This window comes from Citrobacter sp. Cf136 (assembly GCF_030333815.1).
GTDB classification, from domain to species: Bacteria; Pseudomonadota; Gammaproteobacteria; order Enterobacterales; family Enterobacteriaceae; genus Citrobacter; species Citrobacter freundii.
Genome location: NZ_JAOWFE010000037.1, coordinates 846,946 through 872,638, shown reverse-complemented (window position 1 = coordinate 872,638; position 25,693 = coordinate 846,946). Strand labels below are relative to the sequence as shown.

The 25,693-nt window shown below is 36.7% G+C and carries 29 protein-coding genes and 1 pseudogene; 7 read left to right on the top strand and 23 right to left on the bottom strand.

Features of this window, described 5'->3' with window-relative positions:
• The first annotated feature begins 88 nt into the window (after nucleotides 1–88).
• From OGV98_RS17920 to OGV98_RS17910, 3 genes and pseudogenes are all read left to right on the top strand, one after another.
• A pseudogene (locus tag OGV98_RS17920) lies at nucleotides 89–1,309 on the top strand (tyrosine-type recombinase/integrase).
• A gap of 115 nt (nucleotides 1,310–1,424) precedes the next feature.
• Entirely contained in the window at nucleotides 1,425–3,248 is a 1,824-nt protein-coding gene (locus OGV98_RS17915) for a hypothetical protein (RefSeq protein ID WP_286551854.1), read from the top strand.
• Between the two features lie 171 nt (nucleotides 3,249–3,419).
• The gene (locus OGV98_RS17910; protein ID WP_286551851.1) at nucleotides 3,420–4,166 is read left to right on the top strand and encodes a hypothetical protein; all 747 of its coding nucleotides are present in this window, start codon (nucleotides 3,420–3,422) and stop codon (nucleotides 4,164–4,166) included.
• A gap of 254 nt (nucleotides 4,167–4,420) precedes the next feature.
• Here the strand turns inward: OGV98_RS17910 and OGV98_RS17905 are convergent, their stop codons facing one another.
• The 4 genes from OGV98_RS17905 to pilV form a co-directional block, all read right to left on the bottom strand.
• On the bottom strand, nucleotides 4,421–5,311 hold the full coding sequence (locus OGV98_RS17905; protein ID WP_121584451.1) for a plasmid partitioning protein RepB C-terminal domain-containing protein: 891 nt from the start codon (nucleotides 5,309–5,311) through the stop codon (nucleotides 4,421–4,423).
• A complete protein-coding gene (locus OGV98_RS17900) occupies nucleotides 5,304–6,206 on the bottom strand; it encodes a ParB/RepB/Spo0J family partition protein (RefSeq protein WP_286551847.1) in 903 nt (300 codons plus the stop codon). The genes OGV98_RS17905 and OGV98_RS17900 overlap by 8 nt, the downstream gene beginning before the upstream one ends.
• A gap of 13 nt (nucleotides 6,207–6,219) precedes the next feature.
• Nucleotides 6,220–7,731, bottom strand: coding sequence for a recombinase family protein (locus OGV98_RS17895; protein ID WP_286551845.1), 1,512 nt, complete (start codon nucleotides 7,729–7,731; stop codon nucleotides 6,220–6,222).
• 593 nt (nucleotides 7,732–8,324) lie between these two features.
• On the bottom strand, nucleotides 8,325–9,818 hold the full coding sequence (pilV, locus tag OGV98_RS17890; protein ID WP_286551843.1) for a shufflon system plasmid conjugative transfer pilus tip adhesin PilV: 1,494 nt from the start codon (nucleotides 9,816–9,818) through the stop codon (nucleotides 8,325–8,327).
• A 182-nt stretch (nucleotides 9,819–10,000) separates the two neighbouring features.
• Here pilV and OGV98_RS17885 point away from each other — a divergent pair, with 182 nt between their 5' ends.
• Entirely contained in the window at nucleotides 10,001–10,399 is a 399-nt protein-coding gene (locus OGV98_RS17885; protein ID WP_192465977.1) for an H-NS family histone-like protein, read from the top strand.
• Between the two features lie 127 nt (nucleotides 10,400–10,526).
• Here OGV98_RS17885 and OGV98_RS17880 read toward each other — a convergent pair whose 3' ends face one another.
• From OGV98_RS17880 to OGV98_RS17870, 3 genes are all read right to left on the bottom strand, one after another.
• The gene (locus OGV98_RS17880; protein WP_286551838.1) at nucleotides 10,527–10,880 is read right to left on the bottom strand and encodes a conjugal transfer protein TraD; all 354 of its coding nucleotides are present in this window, start codon (nucleotides 10,878–10,880) and stop codon (nucleotides 10,527–10,529) included.
• On the bottom strand, nucleotides 10,877–11,128 hold the full coding sequence (locus OGV98_RS17875) for a hypothetical protein (RefSeq protein WP_286551835.1): 252 nt from the start codon (nucleotides 11,126–11,128) through the stop codon (nucleotides 10,877–10,879). Before OGV98_RS17875 ends, OGV98_RS17880 begins: the two co-directional genes overlap by 4 nt.
• Nucleotides 11,129–11,329: 201 nt before the next feature.
• Nucleotides 11,330–11,614, bottom strand: a complete 285-nt coding sequence (locus OGV98_RS17870; RefSeq protein WP_032667201.1) for a DUF3892 domain-containing protein — start codon at nucleotides 11,612–11,614, stop codon at nucleotides 11,330–11,332.
• A 728-nt stretch (nucleotides 11,615–12,342) separates the two neighbouring features.
• Between OGV98_RS17870 and mobQ the strand changes: the two genes are divergently transcribed.
• Nucleotides 12,343–13,743 (top strand): MobQ family relaxase, encoded by a 1,401-nt coding sequence (gene mobQ, locus OGV98_RS17865; protein ID WP_286551833.1) that lies wholly within the window; start codon nucleotides 12,343–12,345, stop codon nucleotides 13,741–13,743.
• Between the two features lie 77 nt (nucleotides 13,744–13,820).
• Here the strand turns inward: mobQ and OGV98_RS17860 are convergent, their stop codons facing one another.
• From OGV98_RS17860 to OGV98_RS17825, 8 genes are all read right to left on the bottom strand, one after another.
• Nucleotides 13,821–14,471, bottom strand: coding sequence for a hypothetical protein (locus OGV98_RS17860; RefSeq protein WP_101739731.1), 651 nt, complete (start codon nucleotides 14,469–14,471; stop codon nucleotides 13,821–13,823).
• Nucleotides 14,472–14,691: 220 nt separating this feature from the next.
• A complete protein-coding gene (locus OGV98_RS17855; protein ID WP_261442308.1) occupies nucleotides 14,692–15,792 on the bottom strand; it encodes a reverse transcriptase family protein in 1,101 nt (366 codons plus the stop codon).
• On the bottom strand, nucleotides 15,785–16,066 hold the full coding sequence (locus tag OGV98_RS17850) for a helix-turn-helix domain-containing protein (RefSeq protein WP_008499884.1): 282 nt from the start codon (nucleotides 16,064–16,066) through the stop codon (nucleotides 15,785–15,787). Before OGV98_RS17850 ends, OGV98_RS17855 begins: the two co-directional genes overlap by 8 nt.
• A 90-nt stretch (nucleotides 16,067–16,156) precedes the next feature.
• Nucleotides 16,157–16,372 (bottom strand): hypothetical protein, encoded by a 216-nt coding sequence (locus tag OGV98_RS17845; protein ID WP_008499885.1) that lies wholly within the window; start codon nucleotides 16,370–16,372, stop codon nucleotides 16,157–16,159.
• A gap of 458 nt (nucleotides 16,373–16,830) precedes the next feature.
• A complete protein-coding gene (locus tag OGV98_RS17840; RefSeq protein ID WP_286551817.1) occupies nucleotides 16,831–17,106 on the bottom strand; it encodes a hypothetical protein in 276 nt (91 codons plus the stop codon).
• A 10-nt stretch (nucleotides 17,107–17,116) separates the two neighbouring features.
• Nucleotides 17,117–17,668, bottom strand: coding sequence for an SEN1982 family lipoprotein (locus tag OGV98_RS17835; protein ID WP_286551814.1), 552 nt, complete (start codon nucleotides 17,666–17,668; stop codon nucleotides 17,117–17,119).
• Between the two features lie 15 nt (nucleotides 17,669–17,683).
• Nucleotides 17,684–18,262, bottom strand: a complete 579-nt coding sequence (locus OGV98_RS17830; protein ID WP_286551811.1) for a hypothetical protein — start codon at nucleotides 18,260–18,262, stop codon at nucleotides 17,684–17,686.
• Between the two features lie 573 nt (nucleotides 18,263–18,835).
• Nucleotides 18,836–19,105: a hypothetical protein gene (locus tag OGV98_RS17825; RefSeq protein ID WP_286551806.1), complete on the bottom strand. Its 270-nt coding sequence runs from the start codon at nucleotides 19,103–19,105 to the stop codon at nucleotides 18,836–18,838.
• 861 nt (nucleotides 19,106–19,966) lie between these two features.
• Between OGV98_RS17825 and OGV98_RS17820 the strand changes: the two genes are divergently transcribed.
• Entirely contained in the window at nucleotides 19,967–20,536 is a 570-nt protein-coding gene (locus OGV98_RS17820) for a replication/maintenance protein RepL (RefSeq protein WP_286551803.1), read from the top strand.
• Between the two features lie 236 nt (nucleotides 20,537–20,772).
• Complete coding sequence (locus tag OGV98_RS17815) at nucleotides 20,773–21,999, top strand: hypothetical protein (protein WP_286551801.1); 1,227 nt, start codon at nucleotides 20,773–20,775, stop codon at nucleotides 21,997–21,999.
• 111 nt (nucleotides 22,000–22,110) lie between these two features.
• On the opposite strand, the gene OGV98_RS17810 is transcribed toward OGV98_RS17815, so the two are convergent.
• From OGV98_RS17810 to OGV98_RS17775, 8 genes are all read right to left on the bottom strand, one after another.
• Nucleotides 22,111–22,506, bottom strand: coding sequence for a hypothetical protein (locus OGV98_RS17810; RefSeq protein WP_192465015.1), 396 nt, complete (start codon nucleotides 22,504–22,506; stop codon nucleotides 22,111–22,113).
• Nucleotides 22,507–22,554: 48 nt separating this feature from the next.
• Nucleotides 22,555–22,797: an H-NS family histone-like protein gene (locus OGV98_RS17805; RefSeq protein ID WP_286551797.1), complete on the bottom strand. Its 243-nt coding sequence runs from the start codon at nucleotides 22,795–22,797 to the stop codon at nucleotides 22,555–22,557.
• A gap of 62 nt (nucleotides 22,798–22,859) precedes the next feature.
• Nucleotides 22,860–23,225 carry a hypothetical protein gene (locus OGV98_RS17800; RefSeq protein WP_286551793.1) on the bottom strand — a complete coding sequence of 122 codons (366 nt, stop codon included), beginning with the start codon at nucleotides 23,223–23,225 and terminating at the stop codon, nucleotides 22,860–22,862.
• Between the two features lie 54 nt (nucleotides 23,226–23,279).
• On the bottom strand, nucleotides 23,280–23,516 hold the full coding sequence (locus OGV98_RS17795; protein WP_286551790.1) for a hypothetical protein: 237 nt from the start codon (nucleotides 23,514–23,516) through the stop codon (nucleotides 23,280–23,282).
• A 50-nt stretch (nucleotides 23,517–23,566) separates the two neighbouring features.
• Nucleotides 23,567–23,863 (bottom strand): hypothetical protein, encoded by a 297-nt coding sequence (locus tag OGV98_RS17790; RefSeq protein WP_286551787.1) that lies wholly within the window; start codon nucleotides 23,861–23,863, stop codon nucleotides 23,567–23,569.
• An 85-nt stretch (nucleotides 23,864–23,948) separates the two neighbouring features.
• Nucleotides 23,949–24,266, bottom strand: a complete 318-nt coding sequence (locus tag OGV98_RS17785; protein WP_286551785.1) for a hypothetical protein — start codon at nucleotides 24,264–24,266, stop codon at nucleotides 23,949–23,951.
• A 19-nt stretch (nucleotides 24,267–24,285) separates the two neighbouring features.
• On the bottom strand, nucleotides 24,286–24,498 hold the full coding sequence (locus OGV98_RS17780) for a helix-turn-helix transcriptional regulator (protein ID WP_286551783.1): 213 nt from the start codon (nucleotides 24,496–24,498) through the stop codon (nucleotides 24,286–24,288).
• A gap of 197 nt (nucleotides 24,499–24,695) precedes the next feature.
• On the bottom strand, nucleotides 24,696–25,616 hold the full coding sequence (locus OGV98_RS17775; protein ID WP_286551781.1) for a DUF6387 family protein: 921 nt from the start codon (nucleotides 25,614–25,616) through the stop codon (nucleotides 24,696–24,698).
• Between the last annotated feature and the right edge of the window lie 77 nt (nucleotides 25,617–25,693).

The window sequence follows — 25,693 nt, the reverse complement described above, 5'->3', positions numbered from 1 at the left end:
ATTGTTCGAGGACGTCTTGCTACATACGGAAAAATCTGACATTTTATGCAGTACCTTATGCATGGCGGTTTGTATGACAGGTTTTACTATGCCGAAAAAAGCAAAAGAACTCACCGGACTCGCAGTCGCTAAGTTGAAAAAAGAAGGTTCTTTTGCCGTCGGTGGCGTTGACGGCCTGTATCTTCGAAACAGAGGCCAGTCGCGTTCATGGGTGCTTTGCGTTGCTATGGGGGTAAGAGTAAATGCTCTAGGAAGAACCGTTCCGAGACGTTTAAACATGGGTCTAGGCCCCTACCCTGAAGTTTCATTAGCAGAAGCGCGTGATAAAGCTCGTGAGCTGCGTAAACAAATCCGTAATGGCATTGACCCTCTTGCAGAAAAGCACGCCCATAAAGCGCATCAGGAACGTCTGGCCCACAAGAACAAATCCTTTGCTAGCTGTGCTGAAGACGTTATCGCAATTAAGACCAAAGAGCTAAAGAACCAGAAACACATTGCCCAATGGCGGTCCACGCTGGAAACGTATACTTATCCTGTTATTGGTCAAAAACCCATCGCTGAGATTACAAAGACTGACCTATTAGCGATACTTGAACCAATCTGGTTAACAAAAAACGAAACTGCCAGCCGTCTGCGTGGTCGCATTGAAGCGATCATTGATTACGCAAAAGCGAAAGAATACTTTGAGGGCGATAACCCTGCTTCATGGAAAGGTATGCTTTAGCCCCTCCTGCCAATGCCAAGCAAGGTTCAGACCCAAAAGCATCATGCTGCATTACCCTACAACAAGATCGGTTCGTTCATGACCGAACTACGTAAACGAGCAGGCATTTCAGCGCGAGCACTTGAGTTTTCAATACTGACAGTTTCGCGCTCTGGTGAAGTCCGTGGCGCTGAATGGTCAGAAATAGATCTGAAGAACAAAACTTGGACCATCCCAGCCAACAGAATGAAAGCCAGCAAAGAGCATAAGGTTCCACTGCCTGAGGCTGCCATTGCCCTGTTAAAGGATTTACCCCGCTTCAAAGAAAATAATCTTGTATTCCCTGCCCCAAGAGGTGGAATGCTTTCTGATATGTCATTGCTGGCAGTCTTGAAACGAATGGGACATAGTGGTTTAACACAACATGGCTTCCGTTCAACATTTCGTGATTGGGCTGGTGAAACCACAGACCATCAACGTGAGGTAATTGAACATGCGCTGGCTCACCAGTTAGCTGATAAGGCTGAGGCTGCGTATCAACGTGGGACGTTATGGCCTAAGCGTGTGGCGTTGATGGATGATTGGGAGAAGTATTGCCTTTCTTAGACACGCCTACGGATTAAAAAAAATCATAAATTACTTTACTATCCGGAAAGGTATTTAGATACTAAAAATTTCTAATCATGTTTGACTAAAAGTTTTATATTTTAAGGAAAAAATCATGAGCGATATAGATGAATATGATATTAACTACTCACGATATGGTTTTGAATCGCTTGCACTAGCCCATCCTGAAATGGATATAAAGGGATTATGGTATTGTGATTCAAAATATTATGTGTTGATTGAAAAAGATGGAATGCTCACTGAATCTGATTTAGAGAAATTTGAAAAAATACAAGAAGAGCATCGAATTATTGGTAGCCCTAAATTATTACTAACACAAACCATTCCTAATAGTGCAATAAAAATCAGAGGAAGAGAAAACTACGAAGTTGCTCTTTCTTTTGGCGCACCATATACAAATTCCGAATTAGAAAATTTACTTTTTCAATATATAAACAAAAAATTACACCCATTTAGGTATAATCTTAAACTCCCATCATTATATTTAGAACTGTCTTTCTCCAAACAATTAACCGAAGATGAAAAAGCAGAAATAGAAACAACATTATATAGCATCGGCATTAAATACAAGATCAAATATATAACAGACTACAATTTACTAAATATCAGCAAGTCTGAAACAAAACACTCAGATCCTTTAGCTTTAATACCAAACAAAATATTACCTAATAACATCCCAACAAAGCTAAGAAATCTACATGAGGAAGATGAGGATTTTTGGCTTGATAACCGAAGTCGAATTCTTACATCTTATGATTTAGAAAAGGACAAGGTTCTCCCAACGAGTTTCAATAATAAATACAGCAGTTGTTTTGTTGACGCACAAGTTCTGAGGCCTGACAATATAAGAAACTATTTATCAATTTATGAACGAGTGATAATATCATACCCTCTCATAGGACAAGATAATGACTTTTTAAGCCATTTAAAGATACCAAAGCATCACCTATTAGAGTTAATATCAAGAGGAAGAATTCAATTTGCGTTACCGCAAAACATAACAAGATATAACGTATCTTTTTTAGAAGAGTGCCTAAATACTCATCCTGAATGTATTATTTTATCCAGACGTTTAGCATCATCATCAATCGTTGACATCCGAAAAAAAACAGGTTTTCTTGCTACAACCTTTTCTTTTGAAGAAAAATTAAACATTCTAAAAACATTGAAAAAATTAGATAGTGAAATATTCAATTTATTTGTTTCCGCATTATCTAAAAATTGGCACTCAATGGAAATGAATATCCATGAACGCGGAGCCATGGGGGTAGCAAATATTGGCATAGCTCCAGTCATGTCCGAACTATTCAATAAAAAAGGTCGTGATCTTTATCTTGAGTTATTATTTTCCGCAATGCCACTAGAATGGGCTATGGCATTAAATGCTGATTTTTATCCATATCAAGGCAATGAGCATTCACAATATAATGCTTCGGCGTGCTGTTTATATGGATACAATGGATTCAGGATAGATAAAGATGCAATTGTGCAGTCAAAAATCGGTGAAATAGCCACAAAAATATTATCATTAGATAATGACATATCAGCACTAGAATTAGACGATGCGATACTCAGGGGTGATATACCAAGAATAAAAAACTTTTCAAAAAAACTTTCAAATTTATCAAGTGAAGAACTTGATATGAAAATTTACGAACTAAATAAAGAAATAAGAAAAATAGAAAATAAAGAAAGTAAGCTATCTTCGTTAGATCTATGTGGATTGATAGCATCTGCAATTGGTGTTTATCATGACAACCCTTATATCCCATTGGGATTTGCTTTTTTTAAAATAATATCTGGAATGTTAAACTCCAACGATATTAGCTCACAAAGCATCGATAAAATAAAATCAAAACTTTTAGGCACTCAAAATGAAACATTGTTGATCAAGAGAACAAAAGCTAGATTACACTAAAAATTCGCTTTAATATAAAATCAAAATGCACAACATCTTTATCATGTTGTGTACTTTGAATTTATGAAAGTAATTAAAATTTTCTCATTAACCTGAAATCCAAGAATGGCTTGCATCACTTCTTTAAGTCGTTAATATAAGAAGTTTAGTAAAGAATGAAAGAGGCAATATATGTCATCCAGTAATAGCAATAGTAGTTCGACATTTTCTGTATTAAGTTTTGCAGATGGACTATGGGATTTAACCAAAGTAGCAAAAGTGATTTATTTTACCCTTTGCTTCGATGTACTTTTTTTCTATTTAAAAGGATATGGTCTCTTTGGTATTAAGCTGGGTAAAGAATTCGATTTATCATTAGCGGATCTGGCCGGAATGATTATAGCTTTAGGTATTTTCTCATCAGTAATATTAGAAGTAATGACATTGTTTTTTTACATGTTCTTATCAAGAATAAAATATAGCGATTATTTACAGAGTAAAGACGAGAGGAACTATTCACGTTCTTCAACTGAAGTTTTTATTTCTGAGCTGCGAGATGATGCCTTAGATAACGGAGACGATATGTCATTTAAATTATATAAGGAAGAACAAAATAAAAGCGAGAAAAATCTCAAAGAAGGAAGGTTGATTGAAATAGTTTCTGTCGGGACTTTCTTTGTTTTCTTCATAGAGTGGTATCTATCTGCATCAGACGGTTCCAGTAAGATGTTTATTGACTGGTTATGGGAACAATCTAAACATCGCGATCCAATAACTCCGCATTACCTTATTGGTCTTTTAGTTTCGTTAGCATTACTATTCTATGCCGTAGCAGTTTGCTGGCCTAAAGAGGATAACCGCGAAATATATTATCCTAAGCTTGCTAAAAAACTGAGAAAAAAAGAAGAAGACCGGAAGAAAAAATTTGAGAACATGTAATATATTTTAAAGGGCCTTTCGGCCCTTTCATTTTCCCTTAAAGGGAACTCTCCATTGGAGAGAATATACATATCCCCATATATGGGGCAATCAGACACTTGATAAAGTGAATATTCACAAGGAACACTTATTAAAAACATCTATTGTCAAATTTATTTCTCTGAAACTTTCAGGTTTAAAAATAATCGTATAGCACAACTATGAACAACACACTACAACATAAAATGCATTGTCCATAGTGGTCCGTATGGTATTCAACGCAACTCTTCGTCTTCGCACACTGGCAATGAGTCAATAGCAGCAATTTTCTTTAGTTGAGCTAGATAATCCGAATTGTTATCTACCAACCAATTTAATACAGAATAATTAGAAAGTAATTTTTTAATATGGCCAATAATCACTGCCAACTTTAAATTATTTGTACCATATATATTTTCGAGTTGTTTAGTCTCCATTTCCATAGCAGCCATTTCGCGCTCCATTCTGGCAAAGTTTTTTGCTATGTCTTGTTGCTTGAGCTTCGAATCTTTAGGATTTATTAACATGTCATCAGGAGTATAATGTAATAATGATAAAACAAATTTACGACTAAAATTGTTTATACTCATCATCGTGGATACCGCTTCCAGCTGTCTTTCTGGTTTCATTTTACGTAAAATAGCAAATATCGCTTGAGGTACATGTTGATTTGCTAATAATGCAGTAGTTTCCGGACTAATCCCATCAAGTAATCTGAACTTTGCCCTGAGTGTTTCTACTGATATATTAAGAGATTGACTAATTTTTTCTTCTGAGACACCAGCATCCACTGCCTGTAAGATCATACGATACTCCTGAATAACTGGTAATCGATTGACATACTTATTATAACTGTAAGATTCTTCATCCTCAGAAATCAAACAAGGCACAGTGGATAGTCCAATATCCTTTGATGCTTCAACTCTTAAATGACCATCGAGTATGATCTTTTCTGACATTTTATTAATATAAATTACTATAGGTTCTATGATACCAACAGTTTTCACAGTTGAAAGTATTTGAAGATATTTAACGCTTAATTTCACATTGATAGGTAAATCTTTCCCATATAACAGGTCAGAAATATTAATAATATAACACTTATTACCGAAGTTAGGTTTATTCATTTTCAAGGCCTCGCTCAGGGTCAACATTATCTAAAATAAATGCAGGGACAGAATTTAGGCTCTCAACAGATAGGAGTTTGGAAAACTCTCGATTTCTCAGTAAATTAATCATTATCTCTTTAACAACCATTAGGCTAGATATTGTAAACTCAGATCTTGTATGAATAATTTTATGCCTTTTGACATTTTCTTGATAAAGTTCTTTTAACTCATCAGAAGTAATCCGCTTCTTTTTTATTCCCTGAACAAAAGAATTATTATCACTTCCCTTGCCTGATGTTTCTCTCTGAGCTAAGATCCTTTTAATTGCACCGATCTGCTTTGAGTTAAGATCACCAGAATTAAAACCTTCTAAAAGAAGGTGTTGTATATCAACTCCTTTAGCTCTTGATATTTCCACCGCTATATATATCGGAATTCTACCAGACTCAACAGCAGAAAGTAATTTATCTTCACCATTTTCTTTTAATGATACAATAGAAGCTACCCAATTCTTAGAACGTCCAATTTTATTAGCAATCTCTAACTCCGAAAAACCTTTATTCTTTAATTCCATAATGCTGTTGAGAAGCTCAGTCGAACGTGGTTTTCTTCGAGCAATATTTTCTGCAAGACTCATGATATGACCATCTTCATGATCTACTGACTTTACTATTGCTGGGATTTGGTTTTCACCTAATATTTGATAAGCCTCAATCCGCCCTTGACCACAAATTAAATCGTACACATACGTCTTACAGGTTGAATCAGATAACCTAACCGTAATAGGTTTTTTTAGCCCTATGTTTTTTATACTTTCAACAAGTTCATCGTGAATAGATTTGCTTCTTGAACGTGGATTAACGATTCTGATCTCGGAGATATCTATAAACTTTATTTCTTCGTATTCATTCATCAGTGAATTCCTTTTAAAAAACATCACGTTTAAGGATTTGTAAAAAAGGTATCAAGTCATCATATCGATAAAACTCTAACTGGAAAGGATTTAACTCTTCAAAAACAAACTGATTATCTAATAACTCTATTGAAGGGAATATATAGTAATCTTTGGAGTTAACGTTTTGACTATCAAGTCTAACAACGATACAAATATCATAGCTAAACCTTCGCTCAAACCGGATTCTCCAGCGTTTTCTCGTGTTATTCATAAAACAACGGGAGATAACTACAGACATTTTAACTTCATCATTAATAGTAAATAATTTAGACTCCTCATCATATTCAACGTAACAGCCTTGTTCTGCAATATCAAAAATGAGTTTTTCAACTAAGCTATGGTATTTCTCTCTTAGCAAGGAATTAATACGCAGATAGTCATAATCATGCTTTGGTTTATAGTCAATTAATTTATAAGCCTGTAATAGGCCACCAAAACGTTTCCTATAAACAGATGAGGATGGTGTATCATCATCTTCATCTATAATTATACCGGAAAGTTTCCCTTTTGTTTTAAAAAGCTCGGAGAGTTTACCAAGTAAATCTTCATTACTAAGATGAATGCTTCTATTACTAATAATAGCCTGCGCTTGTAAAAATAACTCAGGAGAAATAATAGCTTCAAAAGCATTTTCACATCTTATCCATTCATGCTGTGGGTTGTGGATAAGCCGCTGCTTTAAACGAGAAGATGTTCGGTTATAGACATTATGACCAATATACTTTTCGTTAGTTAAAATCTCGTGGATCTTTCCTCTGGTCCATTTAGTGCCACGCTCTGCAGTAATCCCTCTTCTATTCAACTCAGAGGCAATAACCCTCTCTGGCTTAGAGTTATTCACGAATTGGTCGTATATCCATCTAACCGTTATGACCTCATCTTCCGGCCCTAATACTAAAATTATTCGATCAGTCTGGATGCTTTTCCACTCTTTATATTTAAGAATACCTTTAATTTTTCGATTTTCATCTATCAGCATTCTACGTAAACCATAACCAGCAGGACCACCTTGATGATATCCACGACTGGCTAAATTAATTTGTCCCAAAAAAACTTTTTGCGAAAGATTCTTGCTAAACGAAGATGCCTCTTTTCGGCTGACAAACAACTGAAAATCAGCATAATCACCATCCGAATCTGAAATTGGATTAGCACAATATATTATTTCAACATTATTTAATCTGAGTTGATGTGTATAATAACCAAACTCATCATTATGGGGAAATCTACCAAAACGGCTGATATCATAAACTAAGACGGCTCTGATGCTAATTTTTTTTAGAATAACATCATCAATAAGTTTCTTGAATGCTTCTCTGCCGCTCGTAGTTACTCCACTTTTACCTGAGTCATCGTAGGTATGAATGATATTCATACCATGTTCCGATGCATATTTTCTTATAAATTGGGACTGATTAAATAATGAATATTGCTGATGGTCCGTAGACATCCTAAGATACTGAGCAACGTTGACCTCATCCATAACATCCACCTCACCTCATAATAAAGATTGTGGTTTCATGGAAAGCCAAAATTCAAAAGCCTTTCTCCACAATACTCTTTTTAAAAGACGCTTAAGCTAAACTACACCATAGAGCACTGTGAATTTCTTGAACACGATCCCAAAAACGAACACTTTTTGAACAATTTCCTCTACAAAACTAAGTACTTAATTGTCCATGAACATATAAAAACTATCATTATCATAATGTTATTGCTTTTGAGCCATTACACCTGTCGACCTACCATATCCTCATGTAATCTTTTCCTTCTAAATTCAATTCTTGCTGTAGCCTCCTTATTAATATTCGAAGTTTGTAATAATATCTCCAATATAAAAATATTCACCAGCACTTAATGATTCCCGCTGAGATGTTATCGTTGCACCTGAAACAGCGTTATTTGAATTGATTACTCCATTAACCTAACAGTCAAATGTAATACCCATGAAATTGTTGCAATCTGTTTTGTTATATTTCTGAAATTATTTACGCCCTGATTATCCATGTTTAAATTACCATTCATAGGTGATTCGTCATCATGGCAAAATGAACTGTTCGGAATCCCGCCAGTCACCTAATTACATGTGTATAGTCTTCTATCCGGCTCTCTACAGTTACTTCCACCATTATTACATTCATTTCCTCGATATCTTGACACTTCTATTTGTTTTAGACGATTAGGGTCGTTTGGACAAGAACAACCTCCGGTATCTTTATTTGGAACATAACACTTTCCCTCAACAACAATAAACATCCTATTTACACTTCCGCCCCCTTCTTTCCACACACCATTAGTACAAGATAATATAGAACCATCAACTGCCCGACCTTGTAAACCATTAGGAGAACATCCATTTCCAGCATAGGCCACTCCATTTAGTTGAAGATATTCTCCAACTGTTGTTCTACCACCTGATACAACTCCACCAGCACCATAAACTTGTCCAACTGCATCAATATTGCCATTAGAGTGTACGTAGTTGGAATTAAGGTTTCCTGATGCCCATACATATACTGTGTTTAACGTGCCATTAGCATCTATATTTCCGGTTGACTTTAAATAACCACCATATATAGCTGCAGATGTTTGAATATTTTTACCTCCATATGCCTGTATAGTGTTTGCATCTGTCATATTCCATCCACCACCCCATTTCTGGAAATATACACCACCATCTCCCATTGTTCTGAACCAGTTCTGCGTGTAGGTTTCACCACGAGACGTGATTGTTGTACCTGAAACAGTGTTATTTGAATTAATTACTCCATTTACTTGAGCATTACCTCCAACATTCAGATTTACCCCAATATTTGTGTCTCCCGTAGAATGCAATATGTTTGTAGTTGTCGTTCCTGCTGCCGTTATATTTCTGGCATTATTTATATCCTGATTAGCCATGTTTAAATTACCTGTCATAGGTAATGTGCCATCACGACGCAAATACACTGAATACATAGAAGAATCGTATCCAACACGATACGCCAGTAGACCCGCTGCAGTAATATTATTAAAAGCTGATGATGTCTCGGTCCATGCGCCCTGTAGACCTGATACTAAAGCTGCTGATTGCGTCATTCCGCTATCAATACCTGCTACCTGCATAGCCTTTCCCAACAAATCATAACGATATTTTCTTCCTTCCAGCCAAGGCGATGTTGTTGTAATAAGACCATTGATAACAAAATTGGGAGCAATTCCTGCGCGTTTTAATACTATTTTGTAAGATGATTTTTGCATGTTAACGCCAGTATAACCTACAGGCAGGAACCCTTCATTTACTAACGTTTGATATGTAATTTCACAACCATTAGACGAACATGTTCTTGGTCCCGGATCACTGGACTGACTGCTACTTGATGAAAGAGTAGATAGTTTATCATAGTGAATACTGATATAGCGATTTACCGCCTCTCCTATCTGTTTTATCTGATTACCAACAGTATCAGCCATCATGTTTTCTTGATTATTTTTCATATCCTGAAATTTTATAAATGCCATCATACTACCTACACTCAACACTAAAATGAGTTCCAGTAATGAGAAGCCTTTCTTATTTTGTTTTTTCATTTTCATCGTCCTTTTTGTTCTACGTACATATCAATTAGCAAAAATAAAAAAGAGGTCAAGATTGGTTAAGATATAATCCATAAAAAACACTTAATAAAAAATTTTAAGAGGGGTAATTTTATCCATTATCGTCTTTTGTATGTTATCCTGCTCATGACCCTAAACATTCAGGATAAAAGATAATGACTGAAGCTATTAAAGCACTTAATAACATCCGTACCCTTCGCGCTCAGGCACGAGAAACAGATCTGGCTACACTGGAAGAGATGCTGGAAAAATTAACTGCTATTGTCGAAGACAGACGCCAAGAAGAATCACTTGCACTGCAACAAAATGCTGAACGTCAGGCCAAAATTGAAGCGCTTCGTGCGCAATTGCTTGAAGATGGTATTGATCCATCTGAACTGCTGGGCAATCCTAAATCTTCCCGTCCGGCTGCCGTTCGTGCTCCTCGTCCTGCTAAATACAGGTACATTGACGAAAATGGTGATGAAAAGACGTGGACGGGTCAAGGTCGTACACCAAAAGCGATTACTGCTGCACTAGAAGGTGGTAAAGCTCTTGAAGACTTTGCCATCTGAGTTTGGTTGTAATTTATTGCCACGGATGGCAGTAAAAATTGACTACCGCGCCCTCTGGGGCTTGCTCAACAGCTCCCCAGCCTAAAACAAGTTTTAAGCCGAAGAGCTGTTCGGACGTGAAATGATTTTATGGTCTGAATTTCTTGAGAACTCTTTCAATGTAGATTTGTCCATTGACTTTATACCGTTCGATATCGTGTGTATGTAACGATGGAACTTCTAACAACAAACCAAAGAGTAATTGCTTATCTACCTCACTTATATCACAGTTTAAAACCTTGGCAACCTCTGCACCAAGAATTATTTTTTGTCGTGTGTTTTCTTTTTTGCTGTATCTTTTTTCTTTTGCTTTAAGGTAATTTAATTTATTTTGTGCTCCAGCAATTTTTTGCTCAAGTGTTTTCTTAATTTCCGGCCTGCTTCTATCACTCTGAAAAACATTGCCAGTTAGATAGGTATTTTTTATTTCATCATCACTCATTCTTTTCTCCACTGATGCCTATGATTATAAGGAATATTACTTCTGAACTCATCATCTGAAAGTGCTCGTTTGATTGATTTAATCCGGGAACGGAACTGTTTGTTTTCCTGTTTCTTTTTAAACTCAACTCTTATTTCTGTGATTATCTTTTCTGCTTCACTATACGCTTTTTCCAGATCGGTATAGATTCCATTATCAAGTAATCGTTTTGCTTCAAGATCGATGGCTTCATCGTTATTTTTATACATAAAACCTCCTTGTCTTTATTTCCTTAACACCAATTAGCATAATTAATAAATTAATCAATAGTATACAAAAATTATTTTATTATATATCTTCAAGTCTTTTAATGGACTTTAAAATTATCTCTATAACTAACTACATTCAGAAGTAATCATGGTAAGCGCAGTAAATAGTAAGAAAGGGCCAATAGGCCCTTTCTTTAACACTTATGCGCACTCAGGAAGACTCAAAAGGTTATTAGGCTGTTCGCCATCATTTTGTGTTTTTAAGTATTTGTTACCAGAAGCGCTAACAGCAACAATCACCCACACTGAATGTCCTCCTGCATTAACATAAAATCTCCATTTCCCAGATTCTATTCCGCTTATAGCCTCTTGCTGTGTAAGCTTCCATCTGGTGCCATCAGCATTCTTACCGCCAATATGAGTTATCCTTTCATGAGCACTCTGGCGATTGCTTTTATTGATGCATAATACTTGATGTTCGGACATTTTATCCTCATTATAATTGCTGTATGTAATTAATAAACTGATCATCATTCCCAATGCATCAAACTGCTTTAAGAAATGATGCAGACTGAGTTTAGGCCATATCCTCACGATTTCCAGTCAACAAGAACCTAAATCGCGCACTTTGTAATTTATGCAACACAAGTGATAGCAACTACTAACTTAAAATATCTGATACTCTCCGCGTTACTTATTTTTGTTTATATGTGATTTTCATTTCACCTTTCGGTTTCACCCTAGTTTTTAAACCTCACCTGTTAATTATATAACGGAGAAGTCATCTCTAAATTTAACTGTTTTATTTATGCTTTAGTTTTTCCCGCCTTACGGCGAGATAAATTAACACTCTTTTTGTCCTTCGGACGCTATCAAAACCCCATTTATGTAATATCGTGGAACACTTCGCCCTTTCATCCAGATTGCGCCGCTTAATTCGGCGGTTTGTTTTACAGCCATTCATATATTTAGTATTAATTAATAAGGGTAAGCCTTATACATTGCTGTTATTTTTTGAGCCATTTATGGAGATAAAAAATAAAGCAATGCCCACTTACGCATTATCGCTTCGCTCTAATGCCGTGGGGTCTACCGACGGTTGCCTGCCGCAGGCTAAAACCGTTTCCTTCTGAAACAAAATCAAGGTCAACGTCAACCCCGGCGTTTTCCTTACGTAAAACGAAAAGCACCATTTGGCATTGAGGAATATTTGGATGGCGATATACAGTTTTAAAATGGAGAACATCAGCAGAGGCGAAGGTCAGTCTTCGGTTAACTCTGCTGCATATCGTCACCGTAAAGTTTTCTTCGATAACAGAACGGGCGAAGTTTGTGGCCGCAAAACAGCACATAAAGAGGACCTTGCCTTTGCGCAGATTTTTGCCCCCGAACATACCCATCCTGCCCTGATTGTTGACAGTGAAACACTCTGGAATGCTGTTGAAGCCTCAGAGAAGAGAAAAGATGCCCGCCTTGCCAAAGAGTTTAAGATTGCCCTCCCCGCTGAGCTAACACCCGAACAGAGCATTGAACTCACTTCTGCTTTTGTTCTTGAGCACTTTACCAAGCAAGGCATCATTGCTGATGTCGTTATTCACGATATCAATGATCATAACCCACATATCCATATAATGGGAACAACCCGTGAGATTCTTTCTACCGACTTTGGTAAGAAGGTGCGTGAGTGGGACAAGCCTGAAATGCTTGATAGCTGGCGTAAAGGCTGGCAGGAAACGTGCAATGAGTTCCTTGAACTGTATGGTCACGATGAACGCATTGATCACCGTTCTATCAGGGTTCAGTATAAGGAAGCCCTCGAACAGGCTACGGCTGCTGCTACAAACGAAGAGAAAGCAATCTGGCTGGCTAAAGCTATTGAAACAAACCGCGATCCAATACTTCATATCCCTCGTGACCGCTGGGGAACTGTTGCAGCTGAGGAACAACGTGCTGCAGAGCAAGCCATACGTGATGAGCTGAAAAAAGAAGCTGTTGAAGCCTACTATGCCTTTAAGGATCTACCTTTAGATATCGTTGTTGATGTTGCCAGCTTTAGGGTTCATGCACTGGCTGAGCCGGAGGAAATTGTTATCCCGGATAATACAGGTAGAGCTTCATCTACAGGCTCGCAGAAACCTGTACTGGTTGCTCCTGCGCCTCATACACGCACTAAATTGAAAACCCTATCCTCTTCAACGGCAAAAGCCCCCAAACGCGCTCCTGTTAAGAGTAAGAGAAAGCAGGTTAAACCCCGTCAGGATGGGATCTTCAAGCGCTTCACCTTACTGGTAGCAGATTATATAAGAGAGAAATTCATCTGGGCCAAGAAGAAGCCAGCCCCTGTTTCAGTCGATGCTGAGCACGATAAGCGTATAGCTGAAAAATATGTCTTCGATGAAGTTCAAGGCATCTACGTCCCACGCGCTGAGCATGAAAGACGTGCCAGATTTAACAAGGATGACTACAAACCAACATCTGATGAAATTAGGCGTTTTCCAAGTCGTCCTAAACTCGATCAGACTGAACATAATATTAGTCTAGATCTGATTACTCCCATACAGTCTGAAAGCAAAAGAAAATATATACCGCGTTTAAAACCGCCAAATCATAGATAACAAGAAAAAAGAGATAATAATTACATCCAATATCTACTTTTTTCATGGCATGTGTTATTAAAATAATAAATTGCTAATCAATCATTTTTAAATTGTGAAACAACCGTAATAAAATCATCTTCCCATCGCTGCGTTCTAATTGTTCTAGGGTGCGGCGCTCTAAGCGTATACTTCGGAAGATCTGGGTGATTTAATTTTGAAAAGTGTTTCTTTGGCAATCTATGAACATTATCAAAAACCAGATCTTGGTACAAGTCCCTCAGTCTTTTATCATACTTGTGATTTGTAAAAAATATACATACATCGGGTTTAAGAATACTAATTTCCTCTTTAACCAAATAGTCTAGCGAAGCAATGTCCTGTGCAAGTTCTGTACGATCTGGTGAGCCACAATCGACATCAAATCTATTTAGATTAGACCACGAAATAGCATATGGCTCAATATTCAGTGATCTTTCTAATTTCCTAATTACATTCCAAAAAGGACTACTGTAGTATGATGATCCAAAATTGAACTCTTGATAAGTGGTTCGCTGTTCTACTATTGAGAGAGATTTATTCCAGCCGAACGTCTCTTGCCCTACAACCATCAATTTTATCTTCTGAGATGAATAATTACTGATATTTAAAAGAAGTGGTCCATGAAGATTTTTATCTGAATGTTTTTTCCTATATTCATTAATAATATCATTGTTTTTGATGTATAGCTGATTAAGTCTGTTATTCATTTTTTATTCACCACAAAAACTCCAGTTAATGAAACACGATACCACTGGCATTGAACATGATAAACGTGTAACAAAAAACCACATCTTTTATTAAGCGGACTGGGTCTATACTTCACCCGCAGATTACGAGAAATGAGCCATATTTGTAATTCACCACGATTGAGACCATGCGGTTATCGTGTTGATAAATAATATAACCCCCCCATAATTTATCGATCAGTTAGCTATTTAGCTTACATTTGCAGGTTTTATATTCAACATCCAAAATAGCAGATATACTTTTAGATGAATTACCTAATGGTTTTAACTTTGAATATAATGATCTTAACTTCCTGATATCCTTAACCTTTCTCATCTCCCTGATTGATTTTATTGCATCCTTTCTGTCAACACCAGCAACTAACTGTTTGGCTTGTTCTATATACTCAGCATGATTTTTATCACCTTGCTGCTTTAAGGTATTTGCTAACCCTCTAATTTTAAAATACAAAATAAGAACATCCATAACACTTTCCTTTTCAATCACTTTTTTCTTCAAATTGAAAAGACACATCCTTATATTATCTTTTCTTTTTTGTGTTGGCCTAAGCTCTTTGATTACTTTTACACCATGTACAATTTTGGACTGACCATTCCTCAAAACTTTTGATTTCTGTCTATTTAATCTAACCCCACTTTTTAGCGCCATTGACAAAATCATTGTTTTTATTTTTGAAATATCTTCATTATTAATCTCTGATTCGAAACTAATAGTTATATCATCGACATATCTCGTGTAGTTTCCACCTATTTTTCCGACTTCTGCACTGATAAGAGCCTCCTCTTCTAAAAATATCAAGTTGGCAATGTCAGTACTTAATTTAGTTCCTTGAACAAGTGAGCCTTCAAGTGTTGACAGATTGGCTATTAATGAAGAAACTTCAGGAGAGAAGTTCATGTAATATTGAAATGCTTTAGCTATCAGATCTTCTTTTATAGAAGGAAAAAAATCCTTCATATCTTCTTGAATGATAATTGACTTATTCCGATGTGATATACAATCATCTATATAGCTGACTCCTTTCCTACCTCCAGTAATATACTCCGGGAGTGATATCCCCGAAAAAACACGCTGTTTAATAAGCTCATGTATTTTTAATAACTCCCCAACCACTTTATACGTCGTTCTTTTTTTTCCTTTTCTTAATACTGGTACCGTTTTGAAAAAATTCTTTTTGTTTTTTAAAACATAAGCGAGCCTCTCTTCGTTTGTTTCTAGCATTTTTAATAGAGACTCTATATTAGCAAGTGGCCTGTTTGAATAACTCCAATTTTTATGCATTAACTAACGTATCCATTATAGTTTTTTTGAGCATATTATTGATATCAGAAAACTCATCATTTGCCTCTTCACTTTCAGAAAGAAGGATAATGATATTTAGTGGAATGTGTAGCGCTAATGATATTTTTTCTAACGCTGTAATAGTAGGATCTCTTTGATTGTTTTCTATACGAGATAAATAAGATTTAGTTAAATCCGTTCTATCTGATAGTTCTTGTAGTGTGAGTTTACGTGCTTCACGGCATAGTTTAATGGTTGAACCAATATCTAACATAATGTACCTCAGATAATGGGATTGACATGGCTGGCTGCTCGTTCAAAAAATGAAGATGGATACATAACAAATCTCCTTAGTAGGTAGAAATCAATGAATATCAGAATCACCGTGTAGAAACTTAACTACAGCCAAGATCCTAGCAACATAGGGAAGATAATCTAAGGCAGACCAGCCTTTTGAATTTTCCCTGATTCTCTCTTCAAGGGCTTGTATTGCATCATCCAGTTCTTTCAAAGAGCTATTGTCTACAGTGTGTTTGCTCTTCTCACGCACTCGGCGCAAAGTGTCTAAAACATCTTTCATAAAAACCTCTCATTTTAACAACACGATGCAACTTGCATCCCCGCCAAAATGTCCTGTGGATCGTGTTGCACACCGTAGACAAAGCCAGCCAACACCCATCCAACACAACTGATTGGATACCCCGCCATTTCAGCATTAAACAATGCCGTATCGTAGATATACGATTGCTACATACATTTCGCATAAAGTTACGATCACAATGAAGAGGGACATGGGCCACGTCTCGTATTGGAGAAATGGTTGACTGAAAATTTCACTCAGTCCTTTACCGATCCTAGAGGTTTTTAAAGAGCAAAGACAAACGAGTTCGTTCGTCCATGATTTGATAATAGCCAAGTGTTGCCTGACAGGCAACATATCACATATATCATTTTGGAATATAAAATTATTTATTATGCAATAAAAAACCACATCTACATCCGCAGACATGGTTTTTTTGCACTTACAGTAAGGGGGTTTTACATCCTCCTCCTGAACACAACATTATCAGAGAAGATCGCCTTACCAGCTATAAAAGCCACAATAGCAATTATTGGTAGGCTGATAGTAGCTCCAACAATCCCCGCAGACATTCCGATAAGAATAGACAGTCCAAATGTCAGTAAGATAGCTACGGCAGCATACCATTGTGGATAAGCACCATATAAAACAGTCGCCATGCAGCCGGTGCAGACATGAACACCTCTCTGGCTTTCCTTTAAGCAAAATGGGCACTTGATTGTATTGTTTTCCATGATTTGCTCCTTAATTGGCTTTCCAGCCATTGCTGGTTTTAACAAGATTCATGGCACCATCAGCAGGTTCATTCATACCCTTGACGCTGGAGAACGCTTTTTTGTCCACCCATGAAGGAACATCCGCCAACTTCCATGTATAAGAAACGCGAACAACTTTCTGATTACCGTTTCCCGGTTCGGTCCATTCCTTTATCTCAGAAACTTCCCGATGACCGACACAGGCACCATTCTCGCGGTCCCAAAACTCAACCTCTTGGCCTTTATCTGTTACTTCCAGAACATCAACACTGCTAAAGCCATTTGCCTGTTGTGAAACAGTGAGCAGCCCTTGTTCAACAAGTCCTTTAAGGATTTCATCACTGGCACTGTATCCGGCAGAACGATAGCCGTGATTGACCCGGATGGGGAAGCCCTTATTGAACACAATGTCATTGTCCTGCAAGGAGTAGCACAGCTTTGATTGCGATATTTTGGCGTTGATCGCTTTCTCAAAGTCACCTTTTTCACCGCAGCCAGATAAAAGAGCAGCAATACCTGCAGCGAGTAAAATTTTACGCATAATGTTATCCCAGATTTATTTGTTGATAGTTCCGCTTCTAAGAACAACCAGACGAACTGGCATATCTGCGTTGTTGACGGTAGCGAACCCGCGGACTTCGAAATTGTTTACCGTTCCGGTGACACTGACTTTCTGGCCTTTCTTATAGGTAAGAACAGCATCATCAATACCAGAGTAGTAATCCAGCCAGACCATCCCGCCGCAGTAGCTTGTATCGGCTGTTTTAAAGAGCAGATAATAGTTAGGGTTAGATTTGGGCATTCCCGTCATCATATCGCTGGCACTTCTGCCCTTCGTAACTTCCAGAACAGTGGCATTGGTTATAGCGATCCTTTTGCCTGTCCATTTCTTTTCTGCTGCCATTGCATTTTCTTCATAGTCTTTGCAGACAGCACCAAGACCAGTAATGGACGTTGCTGGACCACTATCCTGACCAGAAGCTGAAACCCCCAGCGCTTTATCAACGGTGCTGTTCAATGATGACAGTGAAGAGTTAATTGCCCCGTTAACGCTATTCACGCCATCGTTGAGCTGTTGGCATCCAGTAAGAAATGCCAGAGAGACCACCAGTGGTAAGAAGTTATGTCCTTTCATCTATTCCTCAAAGATTTAGTCCGATTTGTCTCGCCCGATCCAAGTATTCTTGCCAGCAGATCAGGAATCATCTTCTAATCAATTGATAGGATTGAATTATTTTTGTTGGTCGTCATATCGTTTAAATCGATCGATACAAAACAAATGATAGTTTATAGCTATCAAACAATGACTATCGATCGATATGAGCAATTAAAACACCGATCGATAACCAGAGTTTAATCGGCATTAACTATCAATATTAATTTATCGATCTTTATTATCAATTAATTGGCGGTATTGGTAGCTACACATCGCCGCAGTTGACTTGCTTTAGCTAGATGTTCGAGGGATAAGGAATGAAGCAGCACACATGATTTGTTCTGCTGCTTTTATAGGTGGAACAAAACCTGTCTACAGCGATCTGAAGCAGGGAACAATGTCACAGACCTGACCTAAGCTGATGTGCCATAGCTTATGCCCCTGCTGTTCGATGATGAACGCACGAGCTTTATCACTTACCAATTTCTGTTTTTACTTAAAAAGCAATATTTTTCATAAAGTTAAAATCGCAGCAGCAGTGGGATGTTCAGGTTAGAGCATTAATGATTTTACGGTTTCTTCACTGATCTGACTGAGTTCAGAAATCAACCTTCTGTAGCTACTTACCATTCGCTCCCTATCCAAATCGCCTTCGGCCTCTGATAGGAAAAAATAACCGTAATATTTAATATTGATGTTTTCGCCATTTTCCAGAATAAGCTTTATTCTATTTTTACTTTCTTCTATATCGTTTACGATACACGTCATAAAAGGGATGTTTTCATTTGATTTAAAGATACTTATTGTTTTTATTTTTTTCATTACACGTCTTCCTTATTTTGTCTGTTATGTAATTAAATACCATTTATCACTGAGTGAAATCAAATTTAACTCACCATGCGCAGCATGGATTACTTCTTTGTTATCATTCTGTTTGAAAAAAAATATTTATCTTATGAGCTAATGCTCACGTGCTACCACACGGCTACGCCCTGACACTGATATGAAATGAGATTTAATGTTCAAAGTATTATACTAATATCGAAAACCGATCATGCGCCTGCACATAAGATCTTACTCTCGACATATAGCATTTGCTCTTAAACACATAGGAAAACTATATTTTCAGAAGCAGCACTTCGTGATTGTTCAAAACAATCACATTGCTGGAACAGGGTTCCTCCCTGTTGATGATGGATTTATCCATAAAAAGTTGCGGCGGCAGCCGCATTGACGTAAAGGAAAAACAATTTCATCTTTACTAAGATATCAGCAGTGCTTAGTGATTGTTTCAAACAATCACTTTGCTGAGATATAAATTGAAGAGAAGAAACCAATGAAAATAAAAAGTAGAACTGTACCCCAAAGTACCTCTGCATAGTTGTTCTCAGCTTCGCTAATTGAATAATGAAGAAGAAAAATGCTCTCAGGCCAGCTATAGCTTAAAACCAAGTACCGACATCCGGGAGTTAAAGTCCCGAATCCCGGTACTTAAGTTGATAACTATTCTCAAATAAAAATGATATAGTGTTATTTATATATATATGTTGTAGCACTACAAGTTTCAAAATTAAAATCATTAAGTGTTAGTTATTTTAAAAAATATAAACTTTAAGTATTGACTTGCACGGAAAATATAGTATTTACTTAAATATATAACTAAAAAATAAAGGAGTAAATACCATGATAGAAAATAAGATACAAACTGAAGTAAAGAAATCAAGAAGAGGTCTCCCACGTCATACTAAAAACCCATTTCTTAATGATACAAGTCTACATACAAAAACTGGCGTTAGACGTATTACTACAGGAAAAGATCGACTAGCATTAGTTAATGAAAATACTGGAGAGCAAGTTGGTAATGGCGGTTTCTATCAGGCTATGGAGGTTGATAAGACACAGTTCGTGAAACTTTATGTTGACGGAGTATCTGCTATTGAAGGACTGTCTTCATCGGGTAAAAAAGTTTTCAAGATCCTTTATCTTGCTATCAGAGATAATAAGGATACTGACACTATCTTGATGTCATACGATATTGTTGATCAAGATGTCGTAAAAATATCCAGAACAACATATTTCAAAGGCATGAAAGAACTTGCTGACAAGAAGTTTATTGCAGAGACCATGATACAGAACTATTACTTTATTAACCCCGATTACATGTTTAATGGTGATCGTTTAACATTTATGAAAACATATTACCTTTCAAAGATTGATTCTAGAAAATCTAATAAATATAAAATCAAAAAATAAAGTGTTATCCACATAAAACAATAAATATAACTTGATAACAAAACCAACACGCCTGAAACCGTTATTAGAGAAAACTGGATTGCAATTGATCGCAGAAGGTCGAGTGTACAATCTATCGAAATGTTTTAAGAGAACTCATACTTGTAAAACACAAAGTTAAATAATGATTTTTTTGTTTAAATATGCTATAGAAAAGAGTTGGTCAATTTTATAACCTTTCAACTATAGGATATACTATGACAGCTATTGCACTTTTGAATAGTGAGAAAGAACCCCATATTATTGCTGATACTTTGCTAAACACAGATGGACCAGATCTCTCTCAAAAAAAAACAGTTTGGCTTCCTGCATTAGGTGAAACATGCAGTGAATGGACTACTGATAACAAAAGATGGCATATCACCAGATTGGGAAGAAAAACATTTATATTACCTAATAGATCAGGACTATTAGCTTTTTCAGGCGAATGTCGTGACGCATTTAACTTTTGGTGTGATTTATCAGCAGATTTTCTCAATCGTTCTAATTATGAACCAACTAGTAACATAACCAGAGATAATATTGATAAACTCCTACTAAATAATCCTAGAAGTCATTCTTTTTCACTATTAGGTATCGTAAGAGATAATGATGGAAATCTTTCTCCATTAACTCATAATAAATGCAAAGAGATAATAACAGATAATTTTGGCAAGTGTTATGTTTCAGGAACTGGAGCATCTTTATTGGAAGTTATTATTAGGCGACAGGATGAGTTTATCAACTCTGTGGGTGGATGGTCGGATAGTATTGCAATATCAGCAACGGAAGATCTAGCGGAGCACATTTCATCGCAAATGCTTTATAGTGAGTCTGACATAGGTAACGGTGAAAGCGCAGATACTTCAATAGCTAAATATTGTGGTGGATTTTATGAATGGTATTTCATAAATAATGATGGTGTGAAGCCATTGAAATCAAGGATTGATTTACATATTATTTTAAAGGCAGATAGTATGGTTATTACCAGACTATATTACTCAGAGCAATGCCAAAAGAAGCCAGATAATGCTTCATCTACTTTTTCAGGGAAATACCCATTACGCATAATATGCTTCTCATCATCATTTATGGAAATATCATACACGTCACTATTAACTAAAAAACTTGCATTAACTTTTAATGATGCTTGGGGAACACAAATTGATTCAACATTTGATGGTTATGAAAATAATCCTGATTTTGTTTCAAGGTTGTCAGGTATCATTGATGGTAATACGGCTGACATCATGTTTGGTTCCCCCATTGAAGCTAATAGAATTAGATTGATTATCAATGATGGGAAAAATGTATCTATTAGAGCATTTATAAACAAACACTTTTCCAGAATTCATTTTATTAATGATAAAATCACTATAGAATTTAGCCAAGAAATAAATGATTATATTTTAGGAAAGGTTGATTGCTCAGGAAGTAATTTATAAGCGCCATTAAGTCCTGCTAAAATTTCACCTCAAATGAAGTTTTAGCAGTGTCAGAATTTAATGATCATATAGTGGTATCAATAGTATCTTTGATAACAAACTGAATATATACTATTTTAGCTTCGAAGTTAATCTGTCCCATAAAGATGTTTTTTTACCAGTAGATGATGAGTTAACCCATGACGGATTCATCAGATCACTTGATAGTAAATATTTATGGTCATCCTCATCAACAACTACAGCATTTAACTTATCAGCTATCTGCAACATCTTACAATAAAGCGCCTCGTCTGGATGCTTAGTCGAAATCCTTCCATCATTCCAATCAAGCCAAGGTTCATCGTGTTCACTTTGACCACTCCAAATAGCATAAAAATCACCGTTCTTATGATCTATTGATAGTTCGTCATCACTATCAACAAGCTGGAGCCATTCTTCACTACTTATTGGATCATTTGCGCTATCGAACCAATGTTCTGTTCTTACTATGTGAAGTTCCCAGCCCATAGATACCTCCGTTGCTTGATGAAGATACATTATTATGACTTTCTATTATCAGTCAATGAGATCCGCCGGTGATACTCGATCACGCCCCATTTTCTCATGCAACTGTTGTAATCTCTTAGCCCTCAATTTCTGAGCCTTTTTCTCACCAATCTCCTGATAGTATTCTTCCCGGCGCTCCGCGACAACTTGGTGGAACCTCTTCAAAAGCTGCTCCAATGTTTTGATGTCGGTAGTAGCCGCTTCAGCTTGGATTTTTTTATACATATACATTACGTGAAATTCATCAATCATATTGGTTCTCTCCAGTTCATTATAGGATTATTTCCCTCTGCACGAGGGAATATTGCCATTTTTTAATACTGATTCACCGTCATTTTTAACTTCCAATAAATACGCTCATCAGCATCATCCGGTTTTATGTTTTTCAGTACAAGTTCAATAATATGCTCTTTATGCCAGTATAAAATAGTTTCCTTTAACTCATCCATATTGATCTCAGATACATCTTTGCCTCTTCCGCTTTTAACATAGTCTTCAACTTCACAGACAATCAAAACTTCATAAAGTATCTCTGATAACATTTCCCCTGTTAAAATATTCATGGCTGTTTCAGGCTGTTTTTCAGAGATGCTATAGATCGTTTCGCAATATCCCTGTAATACATTTGTGATAATATTTATTGTCACTTTATTACTTTCATTTAAAATAATCTCTTTCATACTGATTCCTTTTATTAAGTTAAATATTAGATACATATCGAGTAGGTATCAATACTATTTATTAGATACAATCTTGATGATTACAGAACCATATTCCAGATCCATCTCATCATACAGTGTCTCATTTACATAACGATTTAAATCATCTAACAAGGTCTTATCATTCATGATTTCTTCGACAGAGCTACCTCTTAATGCGATAAATATATCCAAGCTCTCTTGGATAAGACTCATCACTTTAGGTGTTTTATTACATAACATACTTACGATTACTGACATATCATTCTTCATCTGTTTTTCCTTTTATTTATAGTTAGCCCCTTGCGGGGCAAGATTAGTTCTTACTTTCTAAAGTTTTCTGAATACCCTACCAGCAGAGCTGCTACTTGTTCAAAGTTAACCTGATTAATATCACCACAGTTTCCTTCTTGCGTGGTAAATCTCTCAAAGTTATTCTGAATATGGTCAATCACATAAATGATAAAGGGACTCATAAAATCCGGATCATCCAGATATTCATTGGCATCTCCATCGCCATTAACTTCCATAAATATATTCCAACTTGCGGAAAATGATCTACAAGCTAGATCATAAAACAGTTCTGTTGATTTATTTTCAATAGTATTTTCTTTAGCCATGTTTATATCCTCATAATTAAATGCTTATTTTATTCATTTCGTTTTATATTAGCCCCTTACGGGGCCGAATAGATGACGCCAGCGATTATGTATGTAAAATATAGTGACTCATCACCTGATGTATCTGCCTCAGGTTGACAAGCACCTCATCAAAATATACGTTTTTAATCGATGCTTTATATTTATGCTTTTTCAAGAACTCATTAAAATCTTTCTTACCGTTCTCTATTATTGATTTTAAAACACCTTCCATATAACCATCGTCTTCAAGGTTATGATAGAATCTTTCCCCCATATACTCATGCATGCATCGCAAATAGTAGTCATAGTCTTCGCCACTTTTCAGAACAAAGTATTTTGTATCATCATTACTAACATTTATTTCTATTTTTTTCACTTTCATTTTTGCTTCCTCTTTTATGTTATTTATTATTTCTGCGTGAATAGGAAATGGTATTTTCAATCCATGCATCAATCTCACTTTCCACAAAGGCTACAGATCTTGCCCCTATGATTACCTTATCCGGGAACCGTCCTTCTTTGATAAGCTCATACATTGTGGTTCGACTAAATCCGACTCTTCTCAGAACTTCTGGAACACGGATTAATCTTTTACCTGCGATTTCATTTCTCATTTGTTTTTTCCTCTGTTGTTTCGACAAGAGCTATAGTAGGAAAAATTGAGATCGCTGGATGCAGAGATTGGCAAACAAGATTTTTATGAGGAAGTCGAAAGAAATGATTTTCGGGGAAAATGGAAATTTGTGAATTTCGCTGGTTTTGAAGAACGGGGCGCATCTTCATCAGATGCCCCCGAATTGCAGAAGAAAAGTTATTCCTCTTGCTGCTCTTTTTCGTTCATCTTCAAGGCCTCAGCAACTTTGGTGTGTATCATGCTGTCATTTTTGCTCAGGTAGATGTTAAACATCCTATCAAACTCACGGGTAAGCACTTTGTCAGCCAATGGCTTATCCGTGTCTTTGATCTGAGATCCACCTCTGATATCCTCAGAATCATTGGGATAAAGAAGCCTGCTAAGCTGTTCATAGGAAATTTTTTCGTTGTTTCTCTTGGCCCAGAACAGCAGATCCAGTAGAGGGATGATCCTGAAGTTAATTAGCCTCTTGATCGTACTAAGCCCGAACCTGAATGTTCCCGTTAACGGTTCCGGGATACCATGCGTCCTGCGCCATTCTGGAAGCATACGCTTCATATGTTCGATGACTTCTTCGTCAGTAAGCCTTCTGATGTTGAGTTCCAGATAAAGTGGCTTGTGGGGATGAAGCATTTCGATATCAGTCAACCGCCACCGACCAATCTCTTCTGAGGCTGGCATGGTTACCCCTTCTTCCTTAAGCCCCATACGCCTGAGTATCTTTATCTCTCTTAATTGACGCTCATATTTCGCAGCATCCGCTACGGTGATGTGTTTGATGTATATTTTTGCGTTCAGGAGAGGATTTTCCACTGCCTGCCTGAGTGGGTAGTCTTTTCCATAGGTAGGAGCTGGAGCGTTGCTTGGACTTACTAATATAGGCTTTCCCGCTAAAATTTTAGCTTCATAGTCCAGATAACGCTGGCGGATCTCACGGTCGTCGTCGTCATTCAACTCTCCATCAAAATCATGTTTAGCTAACCTCAATCGGGCAAACGCTTCCCTCTTCAGGTCTTCAATCGTGATCTCCTGCAAAGCATCATAATTGCTCACCTTAAACCACGTCTTTACCGCCTTCATGACTTCACTAGCTTTCATTTTCAATTACCAGTTAACTTTTTTAGCTGTTTTAACCGACAGAACAATTGGTTGTCCAGCTAACCATTACGATTACA